Origin of the sequence: Streptomyces sp. URMC 129, assembly GCF_051386415.1 — a bacterium.
GTDB lineage: Bacteria > Actinomycetota > Actinomycetes > Streptomycetales > Streptomycetaceae > Streptomyces.
In genome coordinates this window covers 1-25165 of the sequence record NZ_JBPQTQ010000003.1, presented here as the reverse complement: position 1 = coordinate 25165, position 25165 = coordinate 1, and the positions used below count along the sequence as shown (strand labels likewise).

At 75.6% G+C, this 25165-nt stretch carries 23 protein-coding genes and 1 riboswitch; of the genes, 18 read left to right on the top strand and 5 right to left on the bottom strand.

The window, feature by feature from the left end; all coding sequences use genetic code 11:
• The first annotated feature begins 111 nt into the window (after window positions 1-111).
• A complete protein-coding gene (gene metK, locus ACSNOC_RS01260) occupies window positions 112-1320 on the top strand; it encodes a methionine adenosyltransferase (RefSeq protein ID WP_436745293.1) in 1209 nt (402 codons plus the stop codon).
• Between the two features lie 77 nt (window positions 1321-1397).
• Window positions 1398-3530 carry a primosomal protein N' gene (locus ACSNOC_RS01255; protein ID WP_436745292.1) on the top strand — a complete coding sequence of 711 codons (2133 nt, stop codon included), beginning with the start codon at window positions 1398-1400 and terminating at the stop codon, window positions 3528-3530.
• A 42-nt stretch (window positions 3531-3572) separates the two neighbouring features.
• Here ACSNOC_RS01255 and ACSNOC_RS01250 read toward each other — a convergent pair whose 3' ends face one another.
• On the bottom strand, window positions 3573-4082 hold the full coding sequence (locus tag ACSNOC_RS01250; RefSeq protein ID WP_436745291.1) for a hypothetical protein: 510 nt from the start codon (window positions 4080-4082) through the stop codon (window positions 3573-3575).
• Window positions 4083-4335: 253 nt separating this feature from the next.
• Here ACSNOC_RS01250 and fmt point away from each other — a divergent pair, with 253 nt between their 5' ends.
• The 4 genes from fmt to ACSNOC_RS01230 all read left to right on the top strand — a co-directional run bounded on the left by fmt (window position 4336) and on the right by ACSNOC_RS01230 (window position 8645).
• On the top strand, window positions 4336-5268 hold the full coding sequence (fmt, locus tag ACSNOC_RS01245; protein WP_436745290.1) for a methionyl-tRNA formyltransferase: 933 nt from the start codon (window positions 4336-4338) through the stop codon (window positions 5266-5268).
• A gap of 80 nt (window positions 5269-5348) precedes the next feature.
• On the top strand, window positions 5349-6767 hold the full coding sequence (locus ACSNOC_RS01240) for an RsmB/NOP family class I SAM-dependent RNA methyltransferase (RefSeq protein ID WP_436745289.1): 1419 nt from the start codon (window positions 5349-5351) through the stop codon (window positions 6765-6767).
• 58 nt (window positions 6768-6825) lie between these two features.
• A complete protein-coding gene (gene rpe, locus ACSNOC_RS01235; RefSeq protein ID WP_436745288.1) occupies window positions 6826-7500 on the top strand; it encodes a ribulose-phosphate 3-epimerase in 675 nt (224 codons plus the stop codon).
• A gap of 161 nt (window positions 7501-7661) precedes the next feature.
• A complete protein-coding gene (locus ACSNOC_RS01230) occupies window positions 7662-8645 on the top strand; it encodes a sugar-binding transcriptional regulator (RefSeq protein ID WP_436745287.1) in 984 nt (327 codons plus the stop codon).
• Between the two features lie 91 nt (window positions 8646-8736).
• Here the strand turns inward: ACSNOC_RS01230 and ACSNOC_RS01225 are convergent, their stop codons facing one another.
• Window positions 8737-9657, bottom strand: a complete 921-nt coding sequence (locus ACSNOC_RS01225; RefSeq protein ID WP_436745286.1) for an LLM class flavin-dependent oxidoreductase — start codon at window positions 9655-9657, stop codon at window positions 8737-8739.
• Window positions 9658-9914: 257 nt separating this feature from the next.
• On the opposite strand from ACSNOC_RS01225, the gene ACSNOC_RS01220 reads away from it, so the two are divergent.
• Both ACSNOC_RS01220 and ACSNOC_RS01215 read left to right on the top strand, forming a co-directional pair.
• Complete coding sequence (locus ACSNOC_RS01220) at window positions 9915-11354, top strand: GuaB1 family IMP dehydrogenase-related protein (protein WP_436745285.1); 1440 nt, start codon at window positions 9915-9917, stop codon at window positions 11352-11354.
• Window positions 11355-11600: 246 nt separating this feature from the next.
• Entirely contained in the window at window positions 11601-12059 is a 459-nt protein-coding gene (locus ACSNOC_RS01215; RefSeq protein ID WP_436745284.1) for a phospholipase, read from the top strand.
• A 25-nt stretch (window positions 12060-12084) separates the two neighbouring features.
• Here the strand turns inward: ACSNOC_RS01215 and ACSNOC_RS01210 are convergent, their stop codons facing one another.
• Window positions 12085-13314, bottom strand: a complete 1230-nt coding sequence (locus ACSNOC_RS01210) for an MFS transporter (protein WP_436745283.1) — start codon at window positions 13312-13314, stop codon at window positions 12085-12087.
• A gap of 99 nt (window positions 13315-13413) precedes the next feature.
• Between ACSNOC_RS01210 and ACSNOC_RS01205 the strand changes: the two genes are divergently transcribed.
• The 9 genes from ACSNOC_RS01205 to ACSNOC_RS01165 all read left to right on the top strand — a co-directional run bounded on the left by ACSNOC_RS01205 (window position 13414) and on the right by ACSNOC_RS01165 (window position 20938).
• Window positions 13414-14613: an ROK family transcriptional regulator gene (locus tag ACSNOC_RS01205; RefSeq protein WP_436745282.1), complete on the top strand. Its 1200-nt coding sequence runs from the start codon at window positions 13414-13416 to the stop codon at window positions 14611-14613.
• 93 nt (window positions 14614-14706) lie between these two features.
• Window positions 14707-14837, top strand: a riboswitch (FMN riboswitch).
• A 188-nt stretch (window positions 14838-15025) separates the two neighbouring features.
• On the top strand, window positions 15026-16111 hold the full coding sequence (ribD, locus tag ACSNOC_RS01200; protein ID WP_436745358.1) for a bifunctional diaminohydroxyphosphoribosylaminopyrimidine deaminase/5-amino-6-(5-phosphoribosylamino)uracil reductase RibD: 1086 nt from the start codon (window positions 15026-15028) through the stop codon (window positions 16109-16111).
• The gene (locus ACSNOC_RS01195) at window positions 16112-16747 is read left to right on the top strand and encodes a riboflavin synthase (RefSeq protein ID WP_436745281.1); all 636 of its coding nucleotides are present in this window, start codon (window positions 16112-16114) and stop codon (window positions 16745-16747) included.
• The gene (locus ACSNOC_RS01190) at window positions 16744-17400 is read left to right on the top strand and encodes a nicotinamide mononucleotide transporter family protein (RefSeq protein ID WP_436745280.1); all 657 of its coding nucleotides are present in this window, start codon (window positions 16744-16746) and stop codon (window positions 17398-17400) included. The genes ACSNOC_RS01195 and ACSNOC_RS01190 overlap by 4 nt, the downstream gene beginning before the upstream one ends.
• A complete protein-coding gene (locus tag ACSNOC_RS01185; RefSeq protein ID WP_436745279.1) occupies window positions 17397-18698 on the top strand; it encodes a bifunctional 3,4-dihydroxy-2-butanone-4-phosphate synthase/GTP cyclohydrolase II in 1302 nt (433 codons plus the stop codon). Before ACSNOC_RS01190 ends, ACSNOC_RS01185 begins: the two co-directional genes overlap by 4 nt.
• Window positions 18699-18737: 39 nt before the next feature.
• Window positions 18738-19223 carry a 6,7-dimethyl-8-ribityllumazine synthase gene (gene ribH / locus ACSNOC_RS01180; RefSeq protein ID WP_436745278.1) on the top strand — a complete coding sequence of 162 codons (486 nt, stop codon included), beginning with the start codon at window positions 18738-18740 and terminating at the stop codon, window positions 19221-19223.
• Window positions 19224-19258: 35 nt separating this feature from the next.
• Window positions 19259-19531, top strand: a complete 273-nt coding sequence (locus ACSNOC_RS01175) for a phosphoribosyl-ATP diphosphatase (RefSeq protein ID WP_436745277.1) — start codon at window positions 19259-19261, stop codon at window positions 19529-19531.
• A 61-nt stretch (window positions 19532-19592) separates the two neighbouring features.
• Window positions 19593-20441 carry an ATP phosphoribosyltransferase gene (gene hisG / locus ACSNOC_RS01170; RefSeq protein WP_436745276.1) on the top strand — a complete coding sequence of 283 codons (849 nt, stop codon included), beginning with the start codon at window positions 19593-19595 and terminating at the stop codon, window positions 20439-20441.
• Window positions 20438-20938: a PH domain-containing protein gene (locus ACSNOC_RS01165; RefSeq protein WP_436745275.1), complete on the top strand. Its 501-nt coding sequence runs from the start codon at window positions 20438-20440 to the stop codon at window positions 20936-20938. Before hisG ends, ACSNOC_RS01165 begins: the two co-directional genes overlap by 4 nt.
• Here ACSNOC_RS01165 and ACSNOC_RS01160 read toward each other — a convergent pair.
• Complete coding sequence (locus ACSNOC_RS01160) at window positions 20930-22822, bottom strand: AAA family ATPase (protein ID WP_436745274.1); 1893 nt, start codon at window positions 22820-22822, stop codon at window positions 20930-20932. The two genes, ACSNOC_RS01165 and ACSNOC_RS01160, sit on opposite strands and share 9 nt — an antisense overlap.
• Window positions 22823-22873: 51 nt before the next feature.
• On the bottom strand, window positions 22874-23452 hold the full coding sequence (locus tag ACSNOC_RS01155; protein ID WP_436745273.1) for a uridine kinase family protein: 579 nt from the start codon (window positions 23450-23452) through the stop codon (window positions 22874-22876).
• Between the two features lie 164 nt (window positions 23453-23616).
• Between ACSNOC_RS01155 and ACSNOC_RS01150 the strand changes: the two genes are divergently transcribed.
• Entirely contained in the window at window positions 23617-24993 is a 1377-nt protein-coding gene (locus ACSNOC_RS01150) for a peptidase C39 family protein (RefSeq protein WP_436745357.1), read from the top strand.
• The last annotated feature ends 172 nt before the right edge of the window (window positions 24994-25165 follow it).

The following is a 25165-nucleotide window of genomic DNA, read 5'->3' as shown; positions in this document are numbered from 1 at the left end:
TTCACAAGGACTCCCCGCCGGATACACTGGCGCCGACTGTGCCCGCCGTAGCCGGTCGCCAGTGCTTTCACCAGTGCTTGAGCCAGCAGCCGCTGCAACCCAGGGAGCGATGTGTCCCGCCGCCTCTTCACCTCGGAGTCCGTGACCGAGGGTCACCCCGACAAGATCGCCGACCAGATCAGCGACACCATCCTCGACGCGCTCCTCAAGGAGGACCCCTCCTCCCGCGTGGCCGTCGAGACCCTGATCACCACCGGCCTGGTGCACGTGGCCGGCGAGGTCACCACCAAGGCGTACGCGCCGATCGCCTCCCTGGTCCGCAACAAGATCCTGGAGATCGGCTACGACTCCTCCAAGAAGGGGTTCGACGGCGCCTCCTGCGGCGTCTCGGTCTCCATCGGCTCCCAGTCCCCCGACATCGCCCAGGGCGTGGACGCCGCCTACGAGGCGCGGGTCGAGGGCGACGAGGACGAGCTCGACCGCCAGGGCGCGGGCGACCAGGGCCTGATGTTCGGCTACGCCTGCGACGAGACCCCCGAGTTGATGCCGCTGCCGATCCGGCTCGCGCACCGCCTGTCCTACCGGCTCTCCGAGGTCCGCAGGAACGGCACCATCCCCTACCTGCGCCCCGACGGCAAGACCCAGGTCACCATCGAGTACGACGGCGACAAGGCCGTCCGCCTGGACACCGTGGTCGTCTCCAGCCAGCACGCCAGCGACATCGACCTCGACTCGCTGCTGGCCCCCGACATCAAGGAGTTCGTCGTCGAGGCCGAGCTGAAGGCCCTGGTCGACGAGGGCATCAAGCTCGACACCGAGGGATACCGGCTGCTGGTCAACCCCACCGGGCGGTTCGAGATCGGCGGCCCGATGGGCGACGCCGGCCTCACCGGGCGGAAGATCATCATCGACACCTACGGCGGCATGTCCCGGCACGGCGGCGGCGCGTTCTCCGGCAAGGACCCGTCGAAGGTCGACCGTTCGGCCGCCTACGCCATGCGCTGGGTCGCCAAGAACGTGGTCGCGGCCGGGCTCGCCGCCCGCTGCGAGGTCCAGGTCGCCTACGCCATCGGCAAGGCCGAGCCCGTCGGCCTCTTCGTGGAGACCTTCGGCACCGCGACCGTGCCCGCCGAGCGCATCGAGCAGGCGATCAGCGAGGTGTTCGACCTGCGCCCGGCCGCCATCATCCGGGACCTCGACCTGCTGCGCCCGATCTACGCCCAGACCGCGGCCTACGGCCACTTCGGCCGCGAGCTGCCGGACTTCACCTGGGAGCGCACCGACCGGGTCGACGCGCTGCGCGCCGCGGCCGGTCTGTAACGAGCACCGGCCGGAAACGGCACCCGGGGCCCCGCGCGGGCCCCGGGCCGTCCGAGCCGTCTGGTGTACTGGCCTGCGTGGTGGACGAGGGACGCGAGCGCGCCGCCCGGCCTGCCGGTGAGCAGCTCGCGCTGGTCAAGCCGGCCGCGGGCGGCACCGCGCCGCGCGCCAGGCCCCGCACCTGGCGCGGCGCGCCGCCGGCCGAGCGCCTGCCGGTGGCCCGCGTCCTGGTGGACAAGGGACTGGTCCACCTCGACCGGCTGTTCGACTACGTGGTGCCCGCCGCCATGGACGCCGAGGCCCAGCCCGGCGTCCGCGTCCGGGTCCGCTTCGGCGCCCGGCAGCGCGAGGGCCGCCGCGAGGGCGGCGGCCTGATCAACGGCTTCATCGTCGAGCGCCGCGCCGACAGCGACTTCCCCGGCGTCCTCGCCCCGCTCGCCCAGGTCCTGTCCACCGAACGCGTGCTGGACCCGGAGCTGCTGCGGCTGTGCCGCGCCGTCGCCGACCGGTACGCCGGGGCCCTCGCCGACGTGGTGCAGCTCGCCGTCCCGCCCCGGATGGCCCGCGCCGAGCGGCAGCCCTCCGCCGCGCCGGCCGGGCCGCCCGAGGCCCCCGGCCCCGGCGGCTGGACGCGCTACCCGCACGGCCCGGCGTTCCTCACCGCGCTGGCCAGGGGCGACGCCCCCCGCGCGGTGTGGACCGCGCTGCCGGGACCGCACTGGCCCGACGAGCTGGCCCGCGCCCTGGCCACCGCCCTGGCGGCCGGGCGCGGCGGGCTCGCCGTGCTGCCCGACGGCCGGGCCGCCGCCCGCGTCGACGCCGCCCTCACCGCGCTGCTCGGCACCGGCCACCACGTGCTGCTCACCGCCGACGCGGGCCCCGAGGCGCGCTACCGGCGCTGGCTCGCCGTCAGCCGGGGCGCCGTCCGCTGCGTCGTCGGCACCCGGGCCGCGATGTTCGCCCCGGTCCGCGGCCTCGGCCTCGCCGCGATCTGGGACGACGGCGACGAGGCGCACCGCGACGACCGTGCCCCCCACCCGCACGCCCGCGAGGTGCTGGTGCTGCGGGCCGCCCACGAGGGCGCGGCCGTGCTGCTCGGCGGCCACGCCCACACGGCGGAGGCCGCCCAGCTGGTGGAGACCGGCTGGGCCCGGCCGCTCGCCGCCGGACGGGACACCGTCCGCGCCACCGCGCCGCTGGTCCGCACGGTCGGCGGCGAGGACGAGGCGCGCGACCCGGCCGCCCGCTCCGCCCGGCTGCCCAGCCTGGCCTGGCAGGCGCTGCGCGACGGGCTGGCCCGTGGCCCGGTCCTGGTGCAGGTGCCGCGCCGGGGCTACGCCCCCCGGCTGGCCTGCGCCCGCTGCCGCGCCCCGGCCCGCTGCGGCCGGTGCCACGGCCCGCTGGCCGCCGTCGGGCCGGACGAGGCGCTGCGCTGCGGCTGGTGCGGCACCGAGGCGCCCGGCTGGCACTGCGAGGAGTGCGGCGGCGGGCGGCTGCGGGCCGTCGTGGTCGGGGCCCGGCGCACCGCCGAGGAGCTGGGCCGCGCGTTCCCCGCCGTTCCGGTCCGCACCTCGGGCCGCGACCACGTGCTGGACACCGTGCCGGACCGGCCCGCGCTGGTCGTCAGCACGCCCGGCGCCGAGCCGGTGCCCGAGGGGCCGGGCTACGCGGCGGCGCTGCTGCTCGACGGCTGGGCGCTGCTCGGCCGCCCCGACCTGCGGTCGGGCGAGGAGGCGCTGCGCCGCTGGCTCAACGCCGCCGCGCTGGTCCGCCCGCACGGCGAGGGCGGCACGGTGGTCGTGCTGGCCGAGCCCACCCTGCGCCCGGTGCAGTCCCTGGTGCGCTGGGATCCGGCCGGGCACGCCGTGCGGGAGCTGGCCGACCGCGCGGTCCTGGGCTTCCCGCCCGTCTCGCGGATGGCCGCCGTGAGCGGCCCGCCCGAGGCGGTGGCGGCGCTGCTCGCCGCCGCGCGGCTGCCGCCCGCCGCCGAGGTGCTGGGCCCGGTGCCGCTGCCCGTCACCGAGCCGGGCCGGCCCCGCCGTACGGGCGAACCACCGCCGGGGGAGCGGTGGGAGCGGGCGCTGATCCGGGTGCCGCCCGGCAGCGGCGGCCCGCTCGCCGCGGCGCTGAAGACGGCGCAGGCCGCCCGCCTCGCCCGGCACGACGGCGCACCGGCCTGGGTGCGCATGGACCCGCCCGACATCGGCTGACGGGCGTCCGGCCCGCGCGGACGGCGGGGGAAGGGGCGCGCGTCAGCCGCTGCGCTGCCCGGGCAGCGCCCCCGCCCCCGGCCTGGCCGCCTCGCCGCCCAGTGGCTGGCCCGGCCGTGGGGGCACCGGCCGCGCCGGGGGCGCGCCCGTGGTCACGGGCACCTCCGGCCGCACGCCCTCGCGGGCGCCGGGCGCCTGCGCCCCGGCGCGCCGCGCGCCGTACCTGCGGTGCACCGCCTGTTTGGTGACGCCGAGGGCCGAGCCCACCGCGTCCCAGGAGAAGCCGAGGGAACGGTCGAAGTCGACGGCGGCCGTCACCAGGGCCTCCACACTGTCCCGGAGTTCCTGGGCGAGCCGCACGGTCGGGGCGGGGGCCCGCCCGTACACCACGAAGCCGGCCGACGGGCCGGTCCTTCGCGGACGGTAGACGTTGCCGAGCTGGGCGGTCAGCGTGCGCAGGGCGTCCACCTGTCGGCGGACCCGCTCGATGTCCCGCACCAGCAGATGCAGGCTGGCCCGTGCCTGAGCGTCAGGGGTGGCGTGGTCGGCCATGAACAAGCCTCTCGAACCGGCGTCAAGGAAGCGGGCCGAAAGTCGGCCCATTGCGGTCAATCTGCCTTGACCAACGCGCCACCGGTCGCCGGAGTCACGCTGATGGGGCGCGCCGTCAACTCATGGGAGCGCACGGGAAGTCGTACGCCCCTCGCGCCCGCCCTCCCAGCGCCGCCCCGCGCCCGGGCCGTAGACTTCTGCCCACGCCCCCCGGACCGCACCGCCCACGAACGGATCAGGTGACACACGCACGATGAGGCTCGTTTTCGCCGGCACTCCGGAGGTCGCCGTCCCCGCCCTGGACGCCCTGCTCGCGTCCGACCGCCACGAGGTCGTGGCGGTCGTCACCCGGCCCGACGCGCCGGCCGGCCGCGGGCGGCGCCTGGCGCCGAGCCCGGTGGCCGAGCGGGCCCGCGAGGCGGGCATCGAGATCCTCCGCCCGGCCCGGCCGCGCGAGCCGGAGTTCCTGGACCGGCTGCGGGCCATCGCGCCCGACTGCTGCCCGGTCGTCGCGTACGGTGCCCTGCTGCCCAGGGCCGCCCTCGACATCCCCCGCCACGGCTGGGTCAACCTGCACTTCTCGCTGCTGCCCGCCTGGCGCGGCGCCGCGCCCGTGCAGCACGCGGTGCTGGCCGGGGACGAGGTCACCGGCGCCACCACGTTCCTCATCGAGGAGGGCCTGGACTCCGGGCCGGTGTACGGCGTCCTCACCGAGCGGGTCCGCCCCGACGACACCAGCGGCGACCTGCTCACCCGGCTCGCGCTCGCCGGGTCCGGGCTGCTGGCGGCGACCATGGACGGCATCGAGGACGGCACCCTGAAGGCCGTTCCGCAGCCCGCCGAGGGCGTCACCACCGCCCCCAAGCTCTCCGTCGAGGACGCCGCCGTCGACTGGGCCGCCCCCGCCCTGCGCGTGGACCGGCTGGTGCGCGCCTGCACCCCCGCGCCCGGCGCGTGGACCGTCTTCCGCGGTGAGCGGCTGAAGCTGCGGCAGGTCCGGCTCGCCCCGGACGTCACCGGCCTGGCCCCCGGCGAGCTGGCGGCCGACAAGCACACCGTGCGGGTCGGCACCGGATCGCACGCCGTGGAGCTGGCCTGGGTGCAGCCGCAGGGCAAGCGGCCCATGCCCGCCGCCGACTGGGCAAGGGGCGTCCGCGTCGCCCCCGGCGAGCGGCTCGGCGGGTAGACGCCGGGCCGCGGGGCCGCCCCCCGGGGCGGCCGTACCCTGGAGAATCCACCGTCCCGTCTGCCGAAAGTGACCGTTCCGTGAGCAGCCGGCCGCGCCGCCAGCCCAGGCCCTACCGCCGTCCCCAGAAGGACCCGGTCCGGATCCTCGCCTACGACGCGCTGCGCGCGGTGGACGAGCGCGGCGCCTACGCCAATCTCGTGCTGCCGCCGCTGCTGAACCGGGCCAGGGCGGCGGGCACCCTCGACGCCAGGGACGCCGCCCTCGCCACCGAGCTGGTCTACGGCACCCTGCGCCGCCAGGGCACCTACGACGCGGTGCTGGCCGCGTGCGTGGACCGGCCGCTGCGCGAGGTGGACCCACCGGTGCTCGACGTGCTGTCGCTCGGCGCGCACCAGCTCCTCGGCACCCGCATCCCCAGCCACGCCGCGGTGAGCTCGGCCGTGGAGCTGGCCCGCTGCGTGCTGGGCGACGGGCGGGCGAAGTTCGTCAACGCGGTGCTGCGCAAGGTCGCGGCCCGCGACCTCGACGGCTGGGTGGAGGAGCTGGCGCCGCCCTACGAGGCGGACGCCGAACGGCACCTGGCCCTGCGGCACGCGCACCCGCGCTGGGTCGTCTCCGCCCTGTGGGACGCGCTCGGCGGCGGCCGGGAGGGCATCGAGGCCCTGCTCGCCGCCGACAACGAACGCCCGCACGTCACCCTCGCCGCCCGGCCCGGCCGCTCCACCCCCGCCGAACTGCTCGCCGCCGCCCCGCACGCCGAGCCGGGCCGCTGGTCGCCGTACGCGGTGCGGCTCGCCGAGGGCGGCGAACCGGGCGCGCTCGACGCGGTCGCCGAGGGGCGGGCCGGCGTCCAGGACGAGGGCAGCCAGTTGGTGGCCCTGGCCCTGGCGGGCGCGCCGCTGACCGGGTCCGACGCCCGCTGGCTGGACGGCTGCGCCGGCCCCGGCGGCAAGGCGGCGCTGCTGGCCGCGCTGGCCGCCGAGCGCGGCGCCTCGCTGCTCGCCGCCGAGAAGCAGCCGCACCGGGCCCGGCTGGTCGCCCGCGCGCTGGAGGGCAACCCCGGCCCCGCGCACGTCGTCGTCGCCGACGGCACCCGCCCGGCCTGGCGGCCCGGCACGTTCGACCGGGTGCTGGTCGACGTGCCGTGCACCGGCCTGGGCGCGCTGCGCCGCCGCCCCGAGGCGCGCTGGCGGCGCACGCCGGAGGACGTCGAGGGGCTGACGGCCCTTCAGCGGGAGCTGCTGCGCGGCGCGCTGGCCGCCGCCCGGCCCGGCGGCGTCGTCGGGTACGCGACCTGCTCGCCGCACCTGGCCGAGACCCGGCTGGTCGTCAGGGACGTGCTCAAGGGGCTGACGGACACCGGCGCGGAGTGGATCGACGCCCGCCCGCTGCTGCCCGGCGTGCCGGACCTCGGCGACGGCCCCGACGTCCAGTTGTGGCCGCACCTGCACGGCACCGACGCGATGTACCTCGCGCTGCTGCGGCGCACGTCGTGAGGGCGGCGGACCTGAACGTGTGTACGCGTCCCGGGTCCGGCTGCTGAATACTGAGCGCATGGCTCAGATCAATCCCAGCATGCTGTCCGCCGATTTCGCGCGTCTCGCCGAGGAGGCCGCGGCCGTCAAGGGGGCCGACTGGCTCCACATCGACGTCATGGACAACCACTTCGTGCCCAACCTGACGCTCGGGCTGCCCGTCGTCGAATCCCTCGTCAAGGCCACGGACACACCGCTGGACTGCCATCTGATGATCGAGGACCCGGACCGGTGGGCGCCGGCCTACGCGGAGGCGGGGGCCGGTTCGGTCACCTTCCACGTCGAGGCCGCCGCGGCGCCCGTCCGGCTGGCCCGCGAGATCCGCGCGAAGGGCGCGCGCGCCTCGCTGGCGCTGAAACCGGCCACCCCGATCGAGCCCTACGAGGATCTGCTGCCCGAACTGGACATGATTCTGGTGATGACGGTCGAACCCGGTTTCGGGGGGCAGGCGTTCCTCGACATCATGCTGCCGAAGATCCGGCGCACCCGGCGGCTCATCGAGCGTCACGGGCTGCCGCTGTGGCTCCAGGTCGACGGCGGCGTCTCCGCTGACACGATCGAGCGATGCGCCGAGGCGGGGGCGGACGTGTTCGTGGCCGGATCGGCCGTGTACGGCGCGGACGACCCGGCCGCGGCGGTGCGCGCCCTGCGCGAGCGCGCCGAGCAGGCCGCCGCCCGCCCCACGTCCGGGTGAACACCAGTCGTCGATCCGGTTCCACGCTCTGCTCACGGCGCAAGACAAGGATCAGCGCCCCTGCGGATCTGCGAGGATGAACGTGCAGAACGTGAGCGGGGACACAAGAGCCGGAGGACAGTGAGGTGAGTGCGGTGCAGACCGGGAGGTCAGCCACGCGGATGGGGCCCGCCGAGCTCATGCAGGCGGCGGCGATGGCGCGCCGCTTCTACTTGGAGGGCAAGTCCAAGATCCAGATCGCGGACGAATTCGGGGTCAGCCGCTTCAAGGTCGCCCGTGTGCTGGAGTCCGCCGTGGAGCACGACCTGGTGCGCATCGAGATCCGGGTCCCCGCCGAGCTGGACGCCGAGCGTTCCGACGCGCTGCGGGCCCGTTACGGCCTGCGGCACGTCGTGGTCGCCGAATCTCCTTCCGAGGCGGCGGACGACACCCCCGACCCGGAGCATCTGGGCGAGGTGGCCGCGGAGTTGCTGGGGGAGCTGGTGGCCGAGGGGGACGTGCTCGGGCTGGCCTGGGGGCGCTCGACGATTCACATGGCGGCGGCGCTGCGGGAGTTGCCGCCGTGCACGGTGGTGCAGCTGACCGGCGTGTACGACGCGGGCACGGCGGAGCGCGGCTCGGTCGAGGCGGTCCGGCGGGCGGCGGCGGTCTCCGGGGGCGCCGCGCACCCGATCTACGCGCCGATGCTGCTGCCCGACCCGGGGACGGCGGCGGCGCTGCGCAGACAGCCGGGGATCGCGGCGGCCTTCGAGTATTTCGACAAGGTCACCATCGCCGCGGTCTCGATCGGCTCGTGGGAGAAGGGCATCTCGACCGTGCACGACATGCTCGGCAAGGACGAGCGCGAGCACTACGCGTCGCTGGGGGTCGCGGCGGAGATGTCCGCCCACCTCTTCGCGGCGGACGGCCGCCGTATCGGGCGGGACCTGGGGGAGCGCTGCATCACCGTGGAGGCCGAGCGGCTGCGCCGCGTGCCCGAGGTGGTCGCGATCGCGGGGGGCCGGCGCAAGGCGGACGCGATCGGCGCCGTGCTGCGGTCCGGGCTGGTCACCAGCCTGGTCACGGACACCACGGCCGCCGACCGCCTGCTGTCCCAGCCCCCGGGCCGCCGCCCCGCCCTCGACCGGGCGGACCCGGACGAGTAGGGCGACGAGCCGGGAGCACCACCGGGTGGGGGAACGGCGGCCGGGCCGACGTGTCCGCGGGGGACACGGCCGATACGGCCGCCGTCACGGCTCAGACGGCCCGCGCCGTCTCGCCGAGCTGCTCGCGGACGGGGTTGATGATCTCGTCCGCCGCCCAGCGGGCCGCGCCCTCCGGGTACGGCGGACGCAGGCTCAGCACGATGTGGGTGGCGCCCGCCTCGACGAATTCCAGGACCAGGGCGCGGGTGGCGGCCGGGTCGTCGTAGACGGCGTGGGTCTGCACCGAGCGCGTGATCTCGGCCGGGTCGCGGCCGATGGCGGCGCAGTGCTCGTCGAGGACCCGGTTGCGGTCGCGGACGACGTCCACGCTGTTGTGCGGCGGGCCCGAGATGTTCCAGATGTCGGCGTGCTCGGCCACCACGCGCAGGGTCCGCCGGCCCGCGCCGCCGATCACCAGCGGCGGGCGGCGGACCGGCCGCGGGAAGCAGGTGGCCCCCTTCAGCTCGTAGAAGCGGCCGGAGAAGTCCACCTCGTCCTCCGTCCACAGCCGCCGCAGGATGGCGCACGCCTCGCCCAGCCGGGCCACGGCGTCGGCCGGCGCGTGCAGGTCGATGCCGAACGCCTCGTACTCGGCCGCCGCCGGGGTGGGCCCGGACGCCAGCCGGGTGCCGCCGGCGCCGATGCCGACCGTCAGCCGCCCGCCCGCGATGTGGTCCACCGTGGCCGCCATCTTCGCCAGCACGGCCGGCGGCCGTACCGGGGCGCCGCTCACCAGCACGCCCAGGCCGAGGCGCTCGGTCCGCGCGGCCAGCGCCGACAGGAGCGTCCACCCCTCCAGCACCGGCCCGTCCTTCCGCGCGAACAGCGGGACCATGTGATCCCACACCCACGCGTGCTCGATCTCGGGAATGGCGTCCGCCTCCTGCCACACCCGCAGGACGTCGTTCCACGTCGTGTACGCCGGAGTCGTCTTGATTCCGAAGCTCAGCCGTCCGCGATCCTCCACCGTCATGACCGGTCCCCTTCCCCTCGCGCTGCACGGTTCCGTGCTTCATCAACTACCGTTGCCCAGCTAACGATGCGCTCCGCGCGGGGCTCGCCCGCATGCACGAATTCCTCACGGTCTCCATGCGCCGGGGAAAGGATCATCACCCCGGGGCGGTGAACGGCTCGGCCCTCCGCTCCGGAATGGGCGATACTGGGCACAGGAGCCGCAGCTCCCCACCCGCCAGATCCGCACACAGCAGGTGAGAGAGCGAGCGAGCAGGCATGAGATTCCTCAACGACTCGGCGCCGGCGTACGACCTGACGTACGACGACGTCTTCATGGTCCCCAACCGGTCCGCCGTCGTCTCCCGGCAGGACGTCGACCTGGCCACCCCGGACGGCACCGGCACCACCATCCCGATCGTCGTGGCCAACATGACCGCCGTCGCCGGGCGGCGCATGGCCGAGACGGTGGCCCGCCGCGGCGGACTGGCCGTCATCCCGCAGGACATCCCGCTCGACGTCGTCACCGAGGTCATCGGCTGGATCAAGCGCCGCCATCTGGTGCTGGACACCCCGATCGTCCTGGCCCCCACCCAGACGGTCGCCGACGCGCTGTCCCTGCTGCCCAAGCGGGCGCACGGCGCGGGCGTCGTGGTCTCCGACGAGCGGCCGGTCGGCATCGTCACCGAGGCGGACCTGACCGGCGTCGACCGCTTCACGCAGGTGAGCGAGGTCATGTCGAAGGACCTGCTGCTGCTCGACGCGGGCATGGACCCGCGCGAGGCGTTCACCACGCTGGACACCGCCCACCGCAAGATCGCCCCGGCCGTGGGGCCGGACGGGCGGCTGGCGGGCATCCTCAGCCGCAAGGGCGCGCTGCGGGCCACCCTGTACACCCCGGCCACCGATGCGGGCGGCCGGCTGCGCGTCGCGGCGGCCGTCGGCATCAACGGCGACGTCGTGGGCCGGGCCAAGGCGCTGCTGGACGCGGGCGTGGACACCCTGGTGGTGGACACCGCGCACGGGCACCAGGAGACGATGATCGCCACCCTGCGGGCGGTGCGCGGCCTGGACCCGCGCGTCCCGGTGGTGGCGGGGAACGTGGTCTCGGCCGAGGGCACCCGCGACCTCATCGAGGCGGGCGCGGACATCGTCAAGGTCGGGGTCGGTCCGGGCGCCATGTGCACGACGCGGATGATGACCGGGGTGGGCCGGCCGCAGTTCTCGGCGGTGCTCGAATGCGCGGCCGAGGCGCGGAAGTCCGGCAAGCACGTCTGGGCCGACGGCGGGGTGCGGCACCCGCGCGACGTGGCGATGGCGCTGGCCGCGGGCGCGTCGAACGTGATGATCGGCTCGTGGTTCGCGGGGACGTACGAGTCGCCCGGCGACCTCCAGCAGGCGGCCGACGGGCGGCTGTACAAGGAGAGCTTCGGCATGGCCTCCGCCCGCGCCGTGCGCAACCGCACGTCCGAGGAGTCGCCGTACGACCGGGCACGCAAGGGGCTGTTCGAGGAGGGCATCTCCACCTCCCGGATGTTCCTGGACCCGGCCCGGCCCGGCGTGGAGGACCTGATCGACTCGATCATCGCGGGCGTCCGCTCGGCCTGCACCTACGCGGGGGCGGCCACGCTGGAGGAGTTCGCCGAGAACGCGGTCGTCGGCGTGCAGAGCGCCGCCGGGTACGCCGAGGGGCAGCCGCTGCACGCGAGCTGGCAGTAAGGGGAGCGGCAACCCCGGCGCGCGGTGCGCGCGTTGCCCGTGTGACGCCCCGGGCGCGCGCCGCGCGCCGCGCGCCCGGAGCGGGGGCGCGCGGGTGACGCGCGTCGACCGCGCGCGGCCTGCTTTTTCACGGCTCGTCAACTCTTGTGCACTACGACGCCGTTGAGAGGTCCTTCCCGGCTGCTTAGCTCTGGTCCCGGACCCTGCGGCCCGTTCGCGCGGGCCGCCTGATCTCCGGAGGACCGCATGCGCACCCGCCAACGGCTCGCCACCGCTCTGTCCGCGTCCGTTCTCGCCCTCGGCGCCGTCGGGGTCTCGGCCTCCCCGGCCACCGCCGCGCCCGCCGACAAGCCGCAGGTGCTGTCCAGCTGGACGCAGACCAGCGCCACCAGTTACAGCGCCTGGCTCGCGGCCCGCGACAACCAGTCCGCCTGGTCGGCCTACGCGTTCGACTGGAGCACCGACTACTGCTCCTCGTCGCCGGACAACCCGTTCGGCTTTCCCTTCAGGCTGTCATGTGCGCGACATGACTTCGGGTACCGGAACCACAAGGCCGCGGGTACCTTCGACGCCAACAAGTCCCGCCTCGACGACGCCTTCCACGCCGACCTGAAGCGGGTCTGCGACGGCTACTCCGGAGCCACCGAGGCGTCCTGCGACGCCACCGCGTGGACGTACTACCAGGCCGTCAAGACCTTCGGCTGAGCCGGGTGCCGGGAACCCCTCGGGCTCAGCCGAGGGGTTCGCCCGCGCCCCGCGCGGCCTTCCGCCCCGACGCCACCGGCGTGCTCCCGCGCGGGGCGCCCAGCACCCCGGCGGCCACCACCAGCACCACCGTGGCCGCCGTCACCACGGCGAATGACACCCGCAGCGACGACACCTCCCCGATCAGGCCGACCAGCGTCGGGGCGGCGAGCCCGGTGCTGTACGTGATCGTCGCCACGCCCGCGATCGCCTGACTGGGGTTCGGCCCGCTGCGGCCCGCCGCGGCGAACGCCAGCGGGATCACCACCGCGATGCCCACGCCCAGCAACCCGAAGCCCGCGATGCCCTGCGCCGGGGTCCGGGCCGTCACCACCAGCAGGCCGCCCAGGACGGCGAGCGTGCCGCTCGCCCGTACCGTCCGCACCGGGCCGAACCGGCGCACCGCCACGTCACCGGCGAGCCGGGTCACGGCCATGGCGCAGGCGAACGCCGTGTAACTGGCCGCCGCCACGGTCGTCGAGGCGCCGGTGATCTCCTCCAGGTAGACGCCCGACCAGTCACCGCTGCCGCCCTCGGCCAGGATCGCGGCCATCCCCACCATGCCGATCAGCAGCGCCGAGCGGGGCGGCAGCGCGAAGTGCGGCGGCGGCGCCGCGTCCGGCTCGGCGCGCACGTCGAGCAGGCCGCGGGTGGCGGGCCAGGCCGCGGCGGCCAGGGCCAGGGCCGCGAGCCCCAGGTGGACCCGGGCGTCGAGCCCCGCGTGCACCGCGGCCACGCCCGCCGCCGCGCCCAGCAGCGTGCCGACGCTCCACACCCCGTGCAGCCCGGACATGATCGAGCGCCCGTGGTGGTTCTCCACCTCCACGCCCTGGGCGTTCATCGCCACGTCCGCCATCCCGGCCGTCACGCCGAAGACGGTGAGAGCCGCGCAGAGCGTCACCAGGGAGGGCGCCGGCGCGGGGAGCGCGAGCGACGCGCACCACAGCGCGAGCAGTCCCCGCATGGCGGCCAGCGCCCCGAAGCGGTGAATGATCCGGCTCGCGAGCGGCCCCCCGAGGGAGGCGCCGATCGCGGGGAACGCGAGCGCCAGGCCGAGCGAGGCCGTGCTGAGGTCCAGGTGCTCCTTGAGCCACGGGATGCGCGTCGCGAAGCTGCCCTGGGCCGCGCCGTGCAGGGCGAAGACAGCGCTCACCGCGACGCGGGCGCGGCGTACGGCCGCCGGTCCGGGGGCGGCGGCGGGGTGCGGCAGCGGCATGGGCGTTCCCGATTCCTGTGAGTGCCGGAGCGGACCTGAACGGATTGTCGATAAACTATCAGGAAGCCTTACTGATAAAAAGTCTGCGAGGATGCCCGCATGACCACCGCGCGCACCGCGTCGCCGCGTACGGCCCGCGCCATCAACGACCGCATCGCCCTGGAACTCCTCGCCGAGCATGGCCCGTTGACCGCCTCCCGGCTCCGCGAGCTGACCGGCCTGTCCCGGCCCAGCGTCGCCGACGTGCTGGAACGCCTCGGCCACGGCGGCCTCGTCACCGTCGTCGGCGAGGCGGGGGAGGACCGGCGCGGCCCCAACGCCCGGCTCTACGGGCTGGTCGCCGGGCGCGCGCACGTCGCCGCGTTCGACGTCCGCACCGGCGGCGTCACGTTCACCCTGGCGGACCTGACCGGCCGGACCGTCGGCGGCGGCGCGGTCCCCCTGCGCGCGGCCGGCGGGCGCGGCATCGTCCCCGCCGTCCTCGACGCGCTGCGCGACGCCCTGCGGGAGGCCGGCGTGCCCGCCGTGCACACCGCCGTGGTCGGCGCCCCCGGCCTCGCGGACCCGGCCACCGGGCTGCTGCGCCCGTTCACCTCGCTGCCCGCGTGGCACGCCGACCTGCTCGCCGCCCTGCGCGAACGGCTCGCCGCCCCCGTCCTGGTGGAGAACGAGGTCAACCTCGCCGGCATCGCCGAGCACCGGCTCGGCGCCGTCCGCGACCGTGACACCTTCGTGCTGCTGTGGATCGGCCACGGCATCGGCGCCGCCGTCGTCCTCGACGGCGCCCTGCGCCGCGGCGCCTCCGGCGGCGCTGGCGAGGTCGGCTTCCTGCCCATGCCCGGCACCGGCGGCCTGCCCTCCGCCACCGACTGCGACGGCGGGCTGCACGGGCTGGCCGGCAGCGCCGCCGTCTGCGCCCTGGCCCGCGCGCACGGCCTGCCCGCCGGCGAGGCCGCCGACGCCCCGGCCGCCGAGGCCGCCGTGCGCCTGGCCGCGGCCGACGACACCGGGCCGCGCGCCGCGTTCCTCGACGAGCTGGCCGAACGCGTCGCCGTCGCCATCGCCGGCGTCGTCGCCGTCCTCGACCCCGGCACCGCCGTCCTCGGCGGCGAGGTCGGCCGGGCCGGCGGCGCCGCCCTCGCCGGCCGCGTCGCGCGCCGGCTGCGCTCGCTGTCCCCGCTGGAGACCGAGGTGCGCGCGGCGACCGTCACCGGCAGCCCGGTGCTCAGCGGCGCCCTGCTCACCGCGCTGGGCGCCACCCGCGGCGAACTCTTCGGCACCGCGGGCCTGTCGGGCTGAGCCGGTCCGGCCCGCGCGCCCGCTGTGAGTCGCCCCACAGCGCCGGGTGCGCCGCGGCCGGTTCATGGCACACTGGTTCCCGTACCAGTGACGTAGCGCACTCCGGGGTCGGTGAAATTCCGAACCGGCGGTTATAGTCCGCGACCCGTCCGCTGCCAGCGGCCGGTTGACCAGGTGGAATTCCTGGACCGACGGTCAAAGTCCGGATGGGAGGCAGTGCGCGGCGGAGCGGGCCCGGCATGCCGTGGCCGTGGCCATCCCTGTGCGGGTGGTCGCGCGTCCCAACGCCCCCGGTCCCGGTGTTCTCCGCCGAGATCCCAGCGCCCCGGAGCCGTGCCCGACCAGGCAGGAGGATCCGGTGGCCGCCCCCGTCGCAGCGCCCCGCGCCGGCCGTGAGGCCGAGACCGACGCCATGCGCCGCGCCGTCGCGCTCTCCGCCCGCGGCCTCGGCGCCACCAGCCCCAACCCCGTCGTCGGCTGCGTCGTCCTCGACGCCACCGGGAAGCCGGTGGGCGAGGGCTGGCACCAGCGGGCCGGCGGCCCCCACGCGGAGATCCACGCGCTGGCCGCGGCGGGCGACGCCGCCCGCGGCGGCACCGCGCTCGTCACCCTCGAACCCTGCAACCACACCGGCCGCACCGGCCCCTGCGCCCAGGCCCTCGTCGCCGCCGGGATCGCCCGCGTCGTGTACGCCGTGGCCGACCCCAACCCGCGGGCGGCGGGCGGCGCGGCCACCCTGGCCGCGGCTGGCGTCGAGGTCGAGGCGGGCCTGCTCGCCGAGGAGGCCGCCGCCGTCAACGCCGCCTGGCTGACCTCCGTCCGGCGCGGCCGGCCCCACGTGCGCTGGAAGTACGCCGCCACCCTCGACGGCCGCACCGCCGCGGCCGACGGCACCAGCCGCTGGATCACCTCCGCCGCCTCCCGCGCCGACGTCCACCGGCTGCGCGCCGAGTCCGACGCCGTGCTCGTCGGCTCCGGCACCGCCCGCGCCGACGACCCGCACCTCGCCGTGCGCGGCGTCCCCGGCGCCCGCCAGCCGCTGCGCGTCGTCGCCGACACCGAGGCCACCGCCGTGGCCCCCGGCGCCCGGGTGCTGGACGGCGCCGCGCCCACCCTCGTCGCCGTCGCCGACGACGTGCCGGAGGAACGCGCCGCCCGTCTCGCCGACCGCGCCGAGGTGGTCCGGCTGCCCCGCGCCGCGCACGGCCGCGGCCTCGACGTCGCCGCCCTGCTCGCCGCCCTGTACGCGCGGCAGGTCCGCTCCGTGCTGCTGGAGGGCGGCGCCACCCTGGCCGGCGCCTTCGCCGCCGCCGGGGCCATCGACGAGGTCACAGGCTATCTCGCCCCCGCCCTCCTCGGCGGCGGCCCGCACGCCCTGGCCGACGCCGGAATCACCACCATCGCCGACGCGTTGCGGCTGCGCGTCACCGACGTGACCCGGGTCGGTCCCGACGTACGGATCACCGCCGTCCCCGCCACCCCCCATGAGGAGCGCTGAGTGTTCACCGGAATCATCGAAGAGCTGGGCGAGGTCACCGCCGTCGAGCAGACCGGCGACTCGGCCCGGCTGCGGCTGCGCGGCCCCCTCGTCACCGAGGGAGCCGCCCACGGCGATTCCATCGCCGTCAACGGCGTCTGCCTGACCGTCGTGGACACCGGCGGCGGCGAGTTCACCGCCGACGTGATGGCCGAGACTCTCAGCCGTTCCAGCCTCGGCGCCCTGGTCCCCGGCTCCCGCGTCAACCTGGAGCGCCCCATGGCGCTCGGCGGGCGCCTCGGCGGCCACCTCGTCCAGGGCCACGTGGACGGCACCGGCACCATCCTCGACCGCGCCCCCGGCGACCAGTGGGAGATCGTCACCGTCTCGCTGCCCGCCGGGCTCGCCCGCTACGTGGTGGAGAAGGGGTCCATCACCGTGGACGGCGTCAGCCTCACCGTGGTCGACGCCGCCGACGACCGCTTCACCGTCAGCCTCATCCCCACCACCCTGGCCCTCACCACCCTCGGCCTGAAGCAGCCGGGCGACCCGGTGAACCTGGAGGTGGACGTCCTGGCCAAGTACGTCGAACGGCTCCTCGCCCACGGCACCGCCCCGCGCGGCACCGGGGCCGGGGCGGGAGCGGGGCTCCCGTGAGCGTCGTCGACCGGCTCGACGCCACGGTCTTCACCGCGTTCGGGCAGGACGTCATCTGGTCCGACATGCTCGGCAACGTCGCCGGGCTCGCCGCCCTCGCCCTCGGCTGGCGGCGCTCCCTGCTCACCTGGCCCGTGCAGCTCCTGTCCGGCCTGATCCTGGTCACCGCCTACGCCTCCGCCGACCTCGGCGGGGGAGTGGGCAAACAGCTCCTGGTCATCGCCGTCGCCGGGTGGGGCTGGTGGCAGTGGAGCCGCGGCCGGGACGGCTCGGCGGACGGCCAGGTCGCCGTCCGGTTCGCCACCTGGCGGGAGCGCGCCGCGCTGGCCGGCGCCGCCGCCGCGGGGACGCTCGCCGTCGGCGGGCTGTTCACCGCCTACCCCGGTCTGTCCTGGAACCCCTGGCCCGACGCCTACATCTTCGTCGGCACCCTGGTCGCCATGATCGCCCAGGCCCGTGGCCTGGTCGAGTTCTGGTTCGCCTGGCTGCTCGTGGACCTGGTCGGCGTCCCGCTGGCCTTCGACAGCGGCCTGGCCTTCTCCGCCCTCGTCTACGTCGTCTACCTCGTCCTCGTCCTGTGGGGCATGCGCGACTGGTGGCTGCGATCCCGCAGCGCCGCGCCACGGCCCGCCTGGGAAGGAGCAGCAGCATGACCGCCAGAGAGAACACCGCCGTCCCGGCCACGGCCGCCGAGCCGCCGCTGGACCCGATCGAGCGCGCGATCGCCGACATCGCCCTCGGCCGCCCGGTGGTCGTCGTCGACCGCGCCGACCGCGAGAACGAGGGCGACCTCGTGATGGCGGCCGAGCTGATCACCCCCGAGATCGTGGCCTTCATGATGAGCGAGTGCCGCGGCCTGATCTGCGTGCCCATGGAGCCGGAGGACATCGAACGGCTCGACCTGCCGCAGATGGTGGAGAAGAACACCGAGTCGATGAGCACCGCCTTCACCGTCTCGGTCGACGCCACCGCCGCGCACGGCGTCGGCACCGGCATCTCCGCCGCCGACCGCGCCACCACCATCCGGCTGCTCGCCGACCCGGCCGCCGTTCCCGCCGACTTCGCCCGCCCCGGCCACGTCTTCCCGCTGCGCGCCCGCACCGGGGGCGTCCTGGTCCGCGAGGGCCACACCGAGGCCGGCGTCGACCTGGCCCGGCTGGCCGGCCTGCGCCCCGCCGCCGTCGTGGTCGAGATCGCCGCCGAGGACGGCACCATGCTCCGCCTGCCCGAGCTGCGTTCCTTCGCCCGCAGGCACGGCCTGGCGATCGTCTCCATCGAGGACCTGATCGCCTACCGCCGCGCCGCCGGCGAGGAGGCCATGCCCTCCGTGCGGCGCGAGGCCGCCATCACGCTGCCCACCGTCCACGGCGACTTCCGCGCCTACGGCTACCGTTCCGCCGCCGACGGCGTCGAGCACATCGCCCTGGTCGCCGGGGACCTCGGGGACGGCGAGGACGTGCTGGTCCGGGTCCACTCCGAGTGCCTCACCGGCGACGTGTTCGGCTCCCGGCGCTGCGACTGCGGGCCCCAGCTGCGGGCCTCGCTGGACCGGATACAGGCCGAGGGCCGCGGCGTGGTGCTCTACCTGCGCGGGCACGAGGGCCGGGGCATCGGCCTGCTGTCCAAGCTGCGCGCCTACGAGCTGCAGGAGCGCGGCCGGGACACCCTCGACGCCAACCTGGAGCTCGGCCTGCCCGCCGACGCCCGCGACTACGCCGCCGGTGCGCGGATCCTGGCCGACCTCGGCGTACGCTCCCTGCGGCTGGTGACGAACAACCCGGAGAAGGCCGCCGCGCTCGCCCGGCACGGGCTGCTCGTCACCGGCCGCGAGCCGTCCCCCGTGCCGGCCGGCGAGCACAACCTCCGCTACCTGCGGACCAAGCGCGACCGGATGGGCCACGACCTGCCGTGGCTCGACGCGGCCCCGGTCCCGGCCTGCGGCAATCAGTGACCATCCCCCAACCCCGGACGAGGAACGAGGAGTAGACGAGTGAGCGGCAAGGGCGCCCCGGAGCTGACCACGATCGACGGCGCGGATCTGCGCGTGGGCGTGGTGGCCGCCCAGTGGCACAAGACGGTGATGGACGGACTCGTCGCGGGCGCCCTGCGCGCGCTGGAGGAGTACGGGGTGCCCGGCCACACCCTGGTGCGGGTCCCGGGCAGCTTCGAACTGCCGGTCGCCGCGCGGACCCTGGCCGCCCGCGGCTACGACGCCGTCGTCGCGCTCGGCGTCGTCATCCGCGGCGGCACCCCGCACTTCGACTACGTCTGCCAGGGCGTCACCCAGGGCCTGACCCAGGTCGGCGTGGACACCGGCGTCCCCGTCGGCTTCGGCGTCCTGACCTGCGACACCGAGGAGCAGGCCCTGGACCGGGCCGGACTGGCCGGGTCGAAGGAGGACAAGGGCCACGAGGCGGTCAGCGCGGCCGTCGCCACCGCCGCCGTGCTGCGCGCCGTCCCCGAACCCCGGCGGTGAGGGGACGGCCCGGCACGCCGTAGGGTAAGACCACCATGGCCAACAAGACTTTCGACGAGCTCTACGCCGAGCTCCAGCACAAGGCAGCCGCCGGGGACCCCCGCACCTCCAGGACCGCCGAGCTCGTGGCGGCGGGGGTCCACACCATCGGCAAGAAGATCGTCGAAGAGGCCGCGGAGGTGTGGATGGCCGCCGAGCACGAGGGCGCCGACCGCACCGCCGAGGAGATCTCCCAGCTCCTGTACCACCTGCAGGTGCTGATGGTCGCCCGGGGCATCTCCCTGGACGACGTATACGCTCACCTCTGACCGCTCCGGCCCCGCCGGCCGCTCCCGACCGCACGCGACGTCACGTAAGGAAGCCCCGCTCATGCTGCGCATCGCCGTCCCCAACAAGGGTTCACTGTCCGAGCCTGCGGCGGCCATGCTCCATGAGGCGGGCTACCGGCAGCGCAAGGACCGGCGCGAGCTGGTCCTCATCGACGCGGAGAACCAGGTCGAGTTCTTCTACCTGCGCCCCCGCGACATCGCCGTCTACGTCGGCTCCGGCCGCCTCGACATCGGCATCACCGGCCGCGACCTGCTCCTCGACTCCGGCGCCCGCGCCGAGGAGATCATGGAGCTGGGCTTCGCCGCCTCCACGCTGCGCTACGCCACCCGGCCCGGCACCGTCACCGACGTCCGGGAGTTCGGCGGGCTGACCGTGGCCACCTCCTTCGCCGGGGTCGTCGCCAAGCACCTGGCCGACAACGGCGTGAACGCCTCCGTCGTCTCCCTCGACGGGGCGGTGGAGACCGCGATCCAGCTCGGCGTGGCCGAGGTCATCGCCGACGTCGTGGAGACCGGCACCACCCTGCGCAACGCGGGCCTGGAGATCATCGGGGACCCGATCCTCCACTCCGAGGCGGTCGTGATCCGCCGCCCCGGGGACACCTCGCAGGAGACCAAGGTCCAGCAGTTCCTGCGCCGCCTCCAGGGCGTCCTGGTCGCCCGCAGGTACGTGATGATGGAGTACGACATCCGTGCCGCGCTGGTGGAGAAGGCCGTGGCGCTGACGCCGGGCCTGGAGTCGCCCACTGTCTCCCCGCTGCACGACAAGGGCTGGGTCGCCGTCCGGTCCATGGTGCCCGTGCAGGACGCCCAGCGCGTCATGGACGAGCTGTACGACCTCGGCGCCCGCGCCATCCTGACCACCGGCATCCACGCCGCCCGGCTGTGACGGCACCGACGCCCGCCGGGCCCCCCGGACTGCCCGACCTGCCCGTCACCTTCCGGCCGGTCGTCACCCGGATCGTGCTGATGGCCATCGGCGCCGCCGTCTTCGGCGCCCTCACGCTCGTCGCCGTCCTCCTCCCGGCGGGCGGCGCGGTGAGCTGGAGCCTCGGGGACCGGCTGGCGTTCGTCGGCTGCGGCCTGCTCGCGTGGGCCGTGCTGGCGCTGCTCAGCCGCCCCCGGGTGACCGCGGGCCCGGACGGCGTCACCGTCGTCAACCTCACCACCACCCGGCATCTGGCGTGGCCCGAGATCCTGCGCGTCACCCTGCGGCCCGGCGACCCCTGGGTCACTCTCGACCTGGCGGACGGCACCGTGCAGGCCGTGATGGCGATCCAGCCCGGGGTGGCCCGGAGCCGGGCCCTGGCCGACGCCCGCGCGCTGCGCGCCCTCGCCGAGGCGTTCGGCGGCGTCGCGGACGCGGGCGGCCGGCCGTCACGGTAGCGGCGGCAGCCCGTCCTCCTCGGTCTCCTGCCGGAGCCCGCTGCGGCTGGAGAGCACCTCGCCGTACGCCTGCATCAGATCCGGCAGCCGCAGCGTGGACAGCTCCTGCCGGGTCGGCGCCGTGGCCGAGTCCGACAGCCGCATGTCGCGGAACGCGCAGCTCGACTCGTACAGCGTGCGCAGGAAGCGGCCGTTGCCCAGCTCGTCGATCCAGCCCTCGGTCACCACGTGCTCGCTGATGCTGCGCAGCTCCTCCAGCGCCTCCGGGTCCCAGGTGTCGCCGTTCTCGGCCGCCAGCAGCTCCCCGATCGCGGTCAGTTCGGCCGGCTGGTAGCTGGGGAACTCCACGCGCGCCGAGAACCGGGAGCCGAGCCCGGGGTTGGCGGCCAGCAGCCGGTCCATGCCCGCCGGATAGCCCGCCAGGATCACCACCAGGTGCTCCCGGCTGTCCTCGGCCCGCTTCAGCAGCACCTGAAGGGCCTCGTCCCCGTAGGCGTCGCCCTTGCTGTAGCCGGAGTGGACCAGACTGTACGCCTCGTCGATGAACAGCACCCCGCCCAGCGCCGAGTCGATCAGCCGGTTCGCCTTCACGGCCGTCTGCCCGAGGAACTCCCCGACCAGATCCGCCCGCTGGGCCTCCACCAGCCGGTCGTGGCTGAGCACGCCCAGCGCGTGGAAGATCCGGCCCAGGATCCGCGCCACCGTCGTCTTGCCGGTGCCGGACGGGCCGGAGAAGACGAAGTGCCGCTTCGGCGGCTGCACCGGCAGCCCCTGGCCCGACCGCAGCCGCGCCATCCGCAACTGCGCGGACATCGCCCGCACCTGCTCCTTCACCGGTTCCAGGCCCACCATCCGGTCCAGCTCCACCAGCGTCCGCGCCAGCAGCGCCGGATCCGGCGCGGGCGGCAGGGTCCGCGACACCGCGGGCGGCGCCGTGTGCCCGGCCGCCGCGCCCGTCCCGGCCGGCCGCTCGCCGGCCGCCGCCGGGAACGGCACCCGCTGCTCCCGGTACCCGGCGGGCAGCGCCAGCCCCTCCTCGCCGGTCGTCACCCCGGCCGGCAGCGGCCCGTCCGCGAGGCCGGGGACCGAGGCCAGCATGTGCGCCGCGTCCGGGTCCTCGGCGGCCAGCGCCGACAGCCGCACCGCCGTGTCCATGAAGTCCGGGTCGACATGGTGCACCGCCCGGTACAGCGGGATCGCCGCCGCGGTGCGCCCGCTGCCCTCCCTCGCCCTGGCCAGCCAGTACCGCAGCTCCTTGCGCTGCGGCTGCTCGCTGCGGCAGCGCATCAGCGCGGCCGTCAGCAGCGGCTCGGCCTGGTCGTACATCTCCATCCTGACCCGGGCCATCCCGGCGAACAGGCCCGCCTCGACGCCGAGATGGGGATCGCCGGTCAGCGTCGCGGTGAACCGGTACAGCCCCTCCCAGTCCTTCGCCAGGTAGCACCGGCAGGCGTGCAGGAAGCGCGCGTGCGGATCGGACTCGGGCGGGGGGCACTCGGCCAGCGCCCGGTCCAGCTCCGCCATCCGCCGCCCGTCCAGGAGCTGCGAGGCGTGCGCCAGCAGCAGGTCCCGCTCGGTCTCCAGCACCGGCTGCACCCACCAGCCCAGCCAGTACCAGGAGCTCAACGGCCGCTTGTGCCGCGCCCGTTGCTCACCGAAACGGGCCCGGTTGCGGTACATCTGCTGGAGCGCGGCGGGCACGTCGGTGCGCAGCGCGTGCAGTCCGAGCCAGGCGTCGGCCATCCCCGGGTCCTCCCGCACCGCCGCGCGGAACTCCTCCTCCGCCTCGGGGTAGGCCGCCGCCGTGTACGCGTCCACGCCGCGCAGCCAGGCCAGATCGGCCCCGGTATGCGGAACCTGCGCCCCGTCCGTGCCAGAACTCATGACGACCCCCACAACGGGCTCCCGCTGCCTGCCCCCAGTACCCGGAGGGCCTCACTCGCGGGCATGGTAATCACCATCCCTCGGTGTTATCAGGATATCCGCATGGGGCCTTGACGGATCATCAGCGAAGTGAGCACGCTCGGCCGCTTCCCATTCCGCCCAGAATCCGGCCAGTTCCGGACCGTCCCGGCGGCGCCCGCGGGCCCAGGCGACCCCGGCGGGGACCGACAGCCAGATGAGGAAGGCGAGATGGGGACGCAGCGCGCGCCGGCCCGCGCCGACGCCTTCCAGCAGCACCACCGGCGCGGCCGGGGCCACGGCGGTGGTGGTGAACGCGCGCCGCTCCCAGTCGTACACCCCGTACCGGGCGGCGCGCCCGGCGGCGAGCGGGCGCAGCACCTGGCGGGTCAGCGGCTCCACCCAGTCGAAGAACGCGCCGTGACTGGCCAGGTCGTCCAGGCGCACCACCGGCGCGCCGCCCAGGGCGCGGGAGAGCCGGCCGGCCAGCGTGCTCTTGCCCGAGCCCGCGTGCCCGTCGATCGCCACCAGCCGCACCGGGCCGCAGGACGGCGGCAGGGCGGCGAGCCGGGCCGGCAGCCCGGCGAGCCCGCGATCGGCGGCGGAGATCATCGCCGCCAGGGTAACGGTACGCCGGACGGCCCTGGTGACGACCGGGGGTCGCAACCCGTTCCCGCTCCCTCACTGGTCGTCAGCACCGGCACGCGCGATAGTGGTGACCTGCCGCACTCGCGCCGCTCCGCGGTGGACACGTCCGGACGCCGACCGGGGAGACCATCACCGTGACCAGTACGCCACGCCGCATCGTCCTCGCCGCCGCCTTCGCCGCCGCCGTCGGCCCGGCCGCCGCCGTCTCCGCGGGCACGGGCTCCGCCGCCGCGGCGCCGCGCCGCGCCGGCCGCACCACGGCCACCGCCTCGACCATCGGGTACCGGAGCTGGGTCTCCGCCGCCGACTGGCGTTCCGGCACCGCCGGGGGCACCGCCGTCAGGAGCGGGCAGCGGCCCGGCGTCACCCTGAGCAGCCCGCTGGGCACCGTGGAGTACGCCGACCCGCACACCGGCACCACCGGCTCCTGGGAGTACGCCACCTGGCTCTCCCCGGAGCACCGTGCGGCCACCCCGGCGAGTGAGCTGATCGCCTCGTGGAACGCGGACACCCCGGCGGGCACCTGGCTGCGCGTGGAGGTGCTCGGGACGTACACGGACGGCACCGGCACCCCCTGGTACACGCTGGGTGTCTGGGCCGCCGGCGACGAGGACGTCCGCCGTGCCTCCGTCGACGGCCAGACGGACGGGAAGAGCACCGTCTGGACCGACACGCTGGCCATCGACGACACCGCCGCGGGACCGCGGCTGGCGTCCTACCGGCTGCGGCTGACGCTCTACCGGGCCCCCGGCTCCGGCGCCGCGCCCACCGTGTGGCGGCTGGGCGCCATGACCTCCGACGTGCCCGACCGGTTCGAGGTGCCCGCGACCGAGCCGGGCCTCGGCGCGGCCGTCGAGATCGACGTGCCGCGGTACTCGCAGAACATCCACATCGGCCAGTACCCCGAGTACGACAACGGCGGGGAGGCCTGGTGCAGCCCCACCTCCTCGCAGATGATCATCGAGTCCTGGGGCCGCCGCCCGACGCCCGAGCAACTGGCCTGGGTGAACCCCGAGTTCGCCGACCCCCAGGTCTGCCACGCCGCGCGGTACACGTTCGACCACGAGTACCAGGGCTGCGGCAACTGGCCGTTCAACGCCGCCTACGCCGCCACCTACCCCGACCTCCAGGGCGTCGTCACCCGCCTCGCCTCCCTCACCGAGGCGGAGCGGCTCGTCGCGGCGGGCATCCCGCTGATCACGTCGCAGTCCTTCACCGAGGGCGAGCTGGACGGCGCCGGCTACGGCACCGCCGGCCACCTGATGACGGTCATCGGCTTCACGGCCGAGGGCGACGTCATCGCCAACGACCCGGCCGCCGACGACAACGACGCGGTCCGCCGCGTCTACCCCAGGCGGCAGTTCGAGAACGTGTGGCTGCGGACCAAGCGGTACGACGCCAAGGGCGACGTGCGCAGTGGCACCGGCGGCGTCTGCTACCTGTACTTCCCCACCGGCCTGACCTCCGACCAGCGCCACGCGCTGGCCTGCGCCGGGATCCGCTGACGTGGTCCCCGGCACACCCGCGCCGGGGACGCCGGGCCACCACGTCCGGCGCGAGCACGACCCCGCGCCCGGCCGCCGCGACCCGGCGGCCCGGCGCGTCAGCCGCGACCTGCCGACCACCCCCCGCGGGAAGGAGCACGATGACGTCCCCCGGCCACCCCCGGCCCGTCCC

Coding starts and splice junctions, on each gene's coding strand:
- ACSNOC_RS01250 (WP_436745291.1), bottom strand. CDS start 4,082: ATGGCCGACCACGCCACCCCTGACGCTCAGGCACGGGCCAGCCTGCAT.
- fmt (WP_436745290.1), top strand. CDS start 4,336: ATGAGGCTCGTTTTCGCCGGCACTCCGGAGGTCGCCGTCCCCGCCCTG.
- rpe (WP_436745288.1), top strand. CDS start 6,826: ATGGCTCAGATCAATCCCAGCATGCTGTCCGCCGATTTCGCGCGTCTC.
- ACSNOC_RS01230 (WP_436745287.1), top strand. CDS start 7,662: ATGGGGCCCGCCGAGCTCATGCAGGCGGCGGCGATGGCGCGCCGCTTC.
- ACSNOC_RS01225 (WP_436745286.1), bottom strand. CDS start 9,657: ATGACGGTGGAGGATCGCGGACGGCTGAGCTTCGGAATCAAGACGACT.
- ACSNOC_RS01220 (WP_436745285.1), top strand. CDS start 9,915: ATGAGATTCCTCAACGACTCGGCGCCGGCGTACGACCTGACGTACGAC.
- ACSNOC_RS01215 (WP_436745284.1), top strand. CDS start 11,601: ATGCGCACCCGCCAACGGCTCGCCACCGCTCTGTCCGCGTCCGTTCTC.
- ACSNOC_RS01210 (WP_436745283.1), bottom strand. CDS start 13,314: ATGCCGCTGCCGCACCCCGCCGCCGCCCCCGGACCGGCGGCCGTACGC.
- ACSNOC_RS01205 (WP_436745282.1), top strand. CDS start 13,414: ATGACCACCGCGCGCACCGCGTCGCCGCGTACGGCCCGCGCCATCAAC.
- ribD (WP_436745358.1), top strand. CDS start 15,026: ATGCGCCGCGCCGTCGCGCTCTCCGCCCGCGGCCTCGGCGCCACCAGC.
- ACSNOC_RS01185 (WP_436745279.1), top strand. CDS start 17,397: ATGACCGCCAGAGAGAACACCGCCGTCCCGGCCACGGCCGCCGAGCCG.
- ACSNOC_RS01175 (WP_436745277.1), top strand. CDS start 19,259: ATGGCCAACAAGACTTTCGACGAGCTCTACGCCGAGCTCCAGCACAAG.
- hisG (WP_436745276.1), top strand. CDS start 19,593: ATGCTGCGCATCGCCGTCCCCAACAAGGGTTCACTGTCCGAGCCTGCG.
- ACSNOC_RS01160 (WP_436745274.1), bottom strand. CDS start 22,822: ATGAGTTCTGGCACGGACGGGGCGCAGGTTCCGCATACCGGGGCCGAT.
- ACSNOC_RS01155 (WP_436745273.1), bottom strand. CDS start 23,452: ATGATCTCCGCCGCCGATCGCGGGCTCGCCGGGCTGCCGGCCCGGCTC.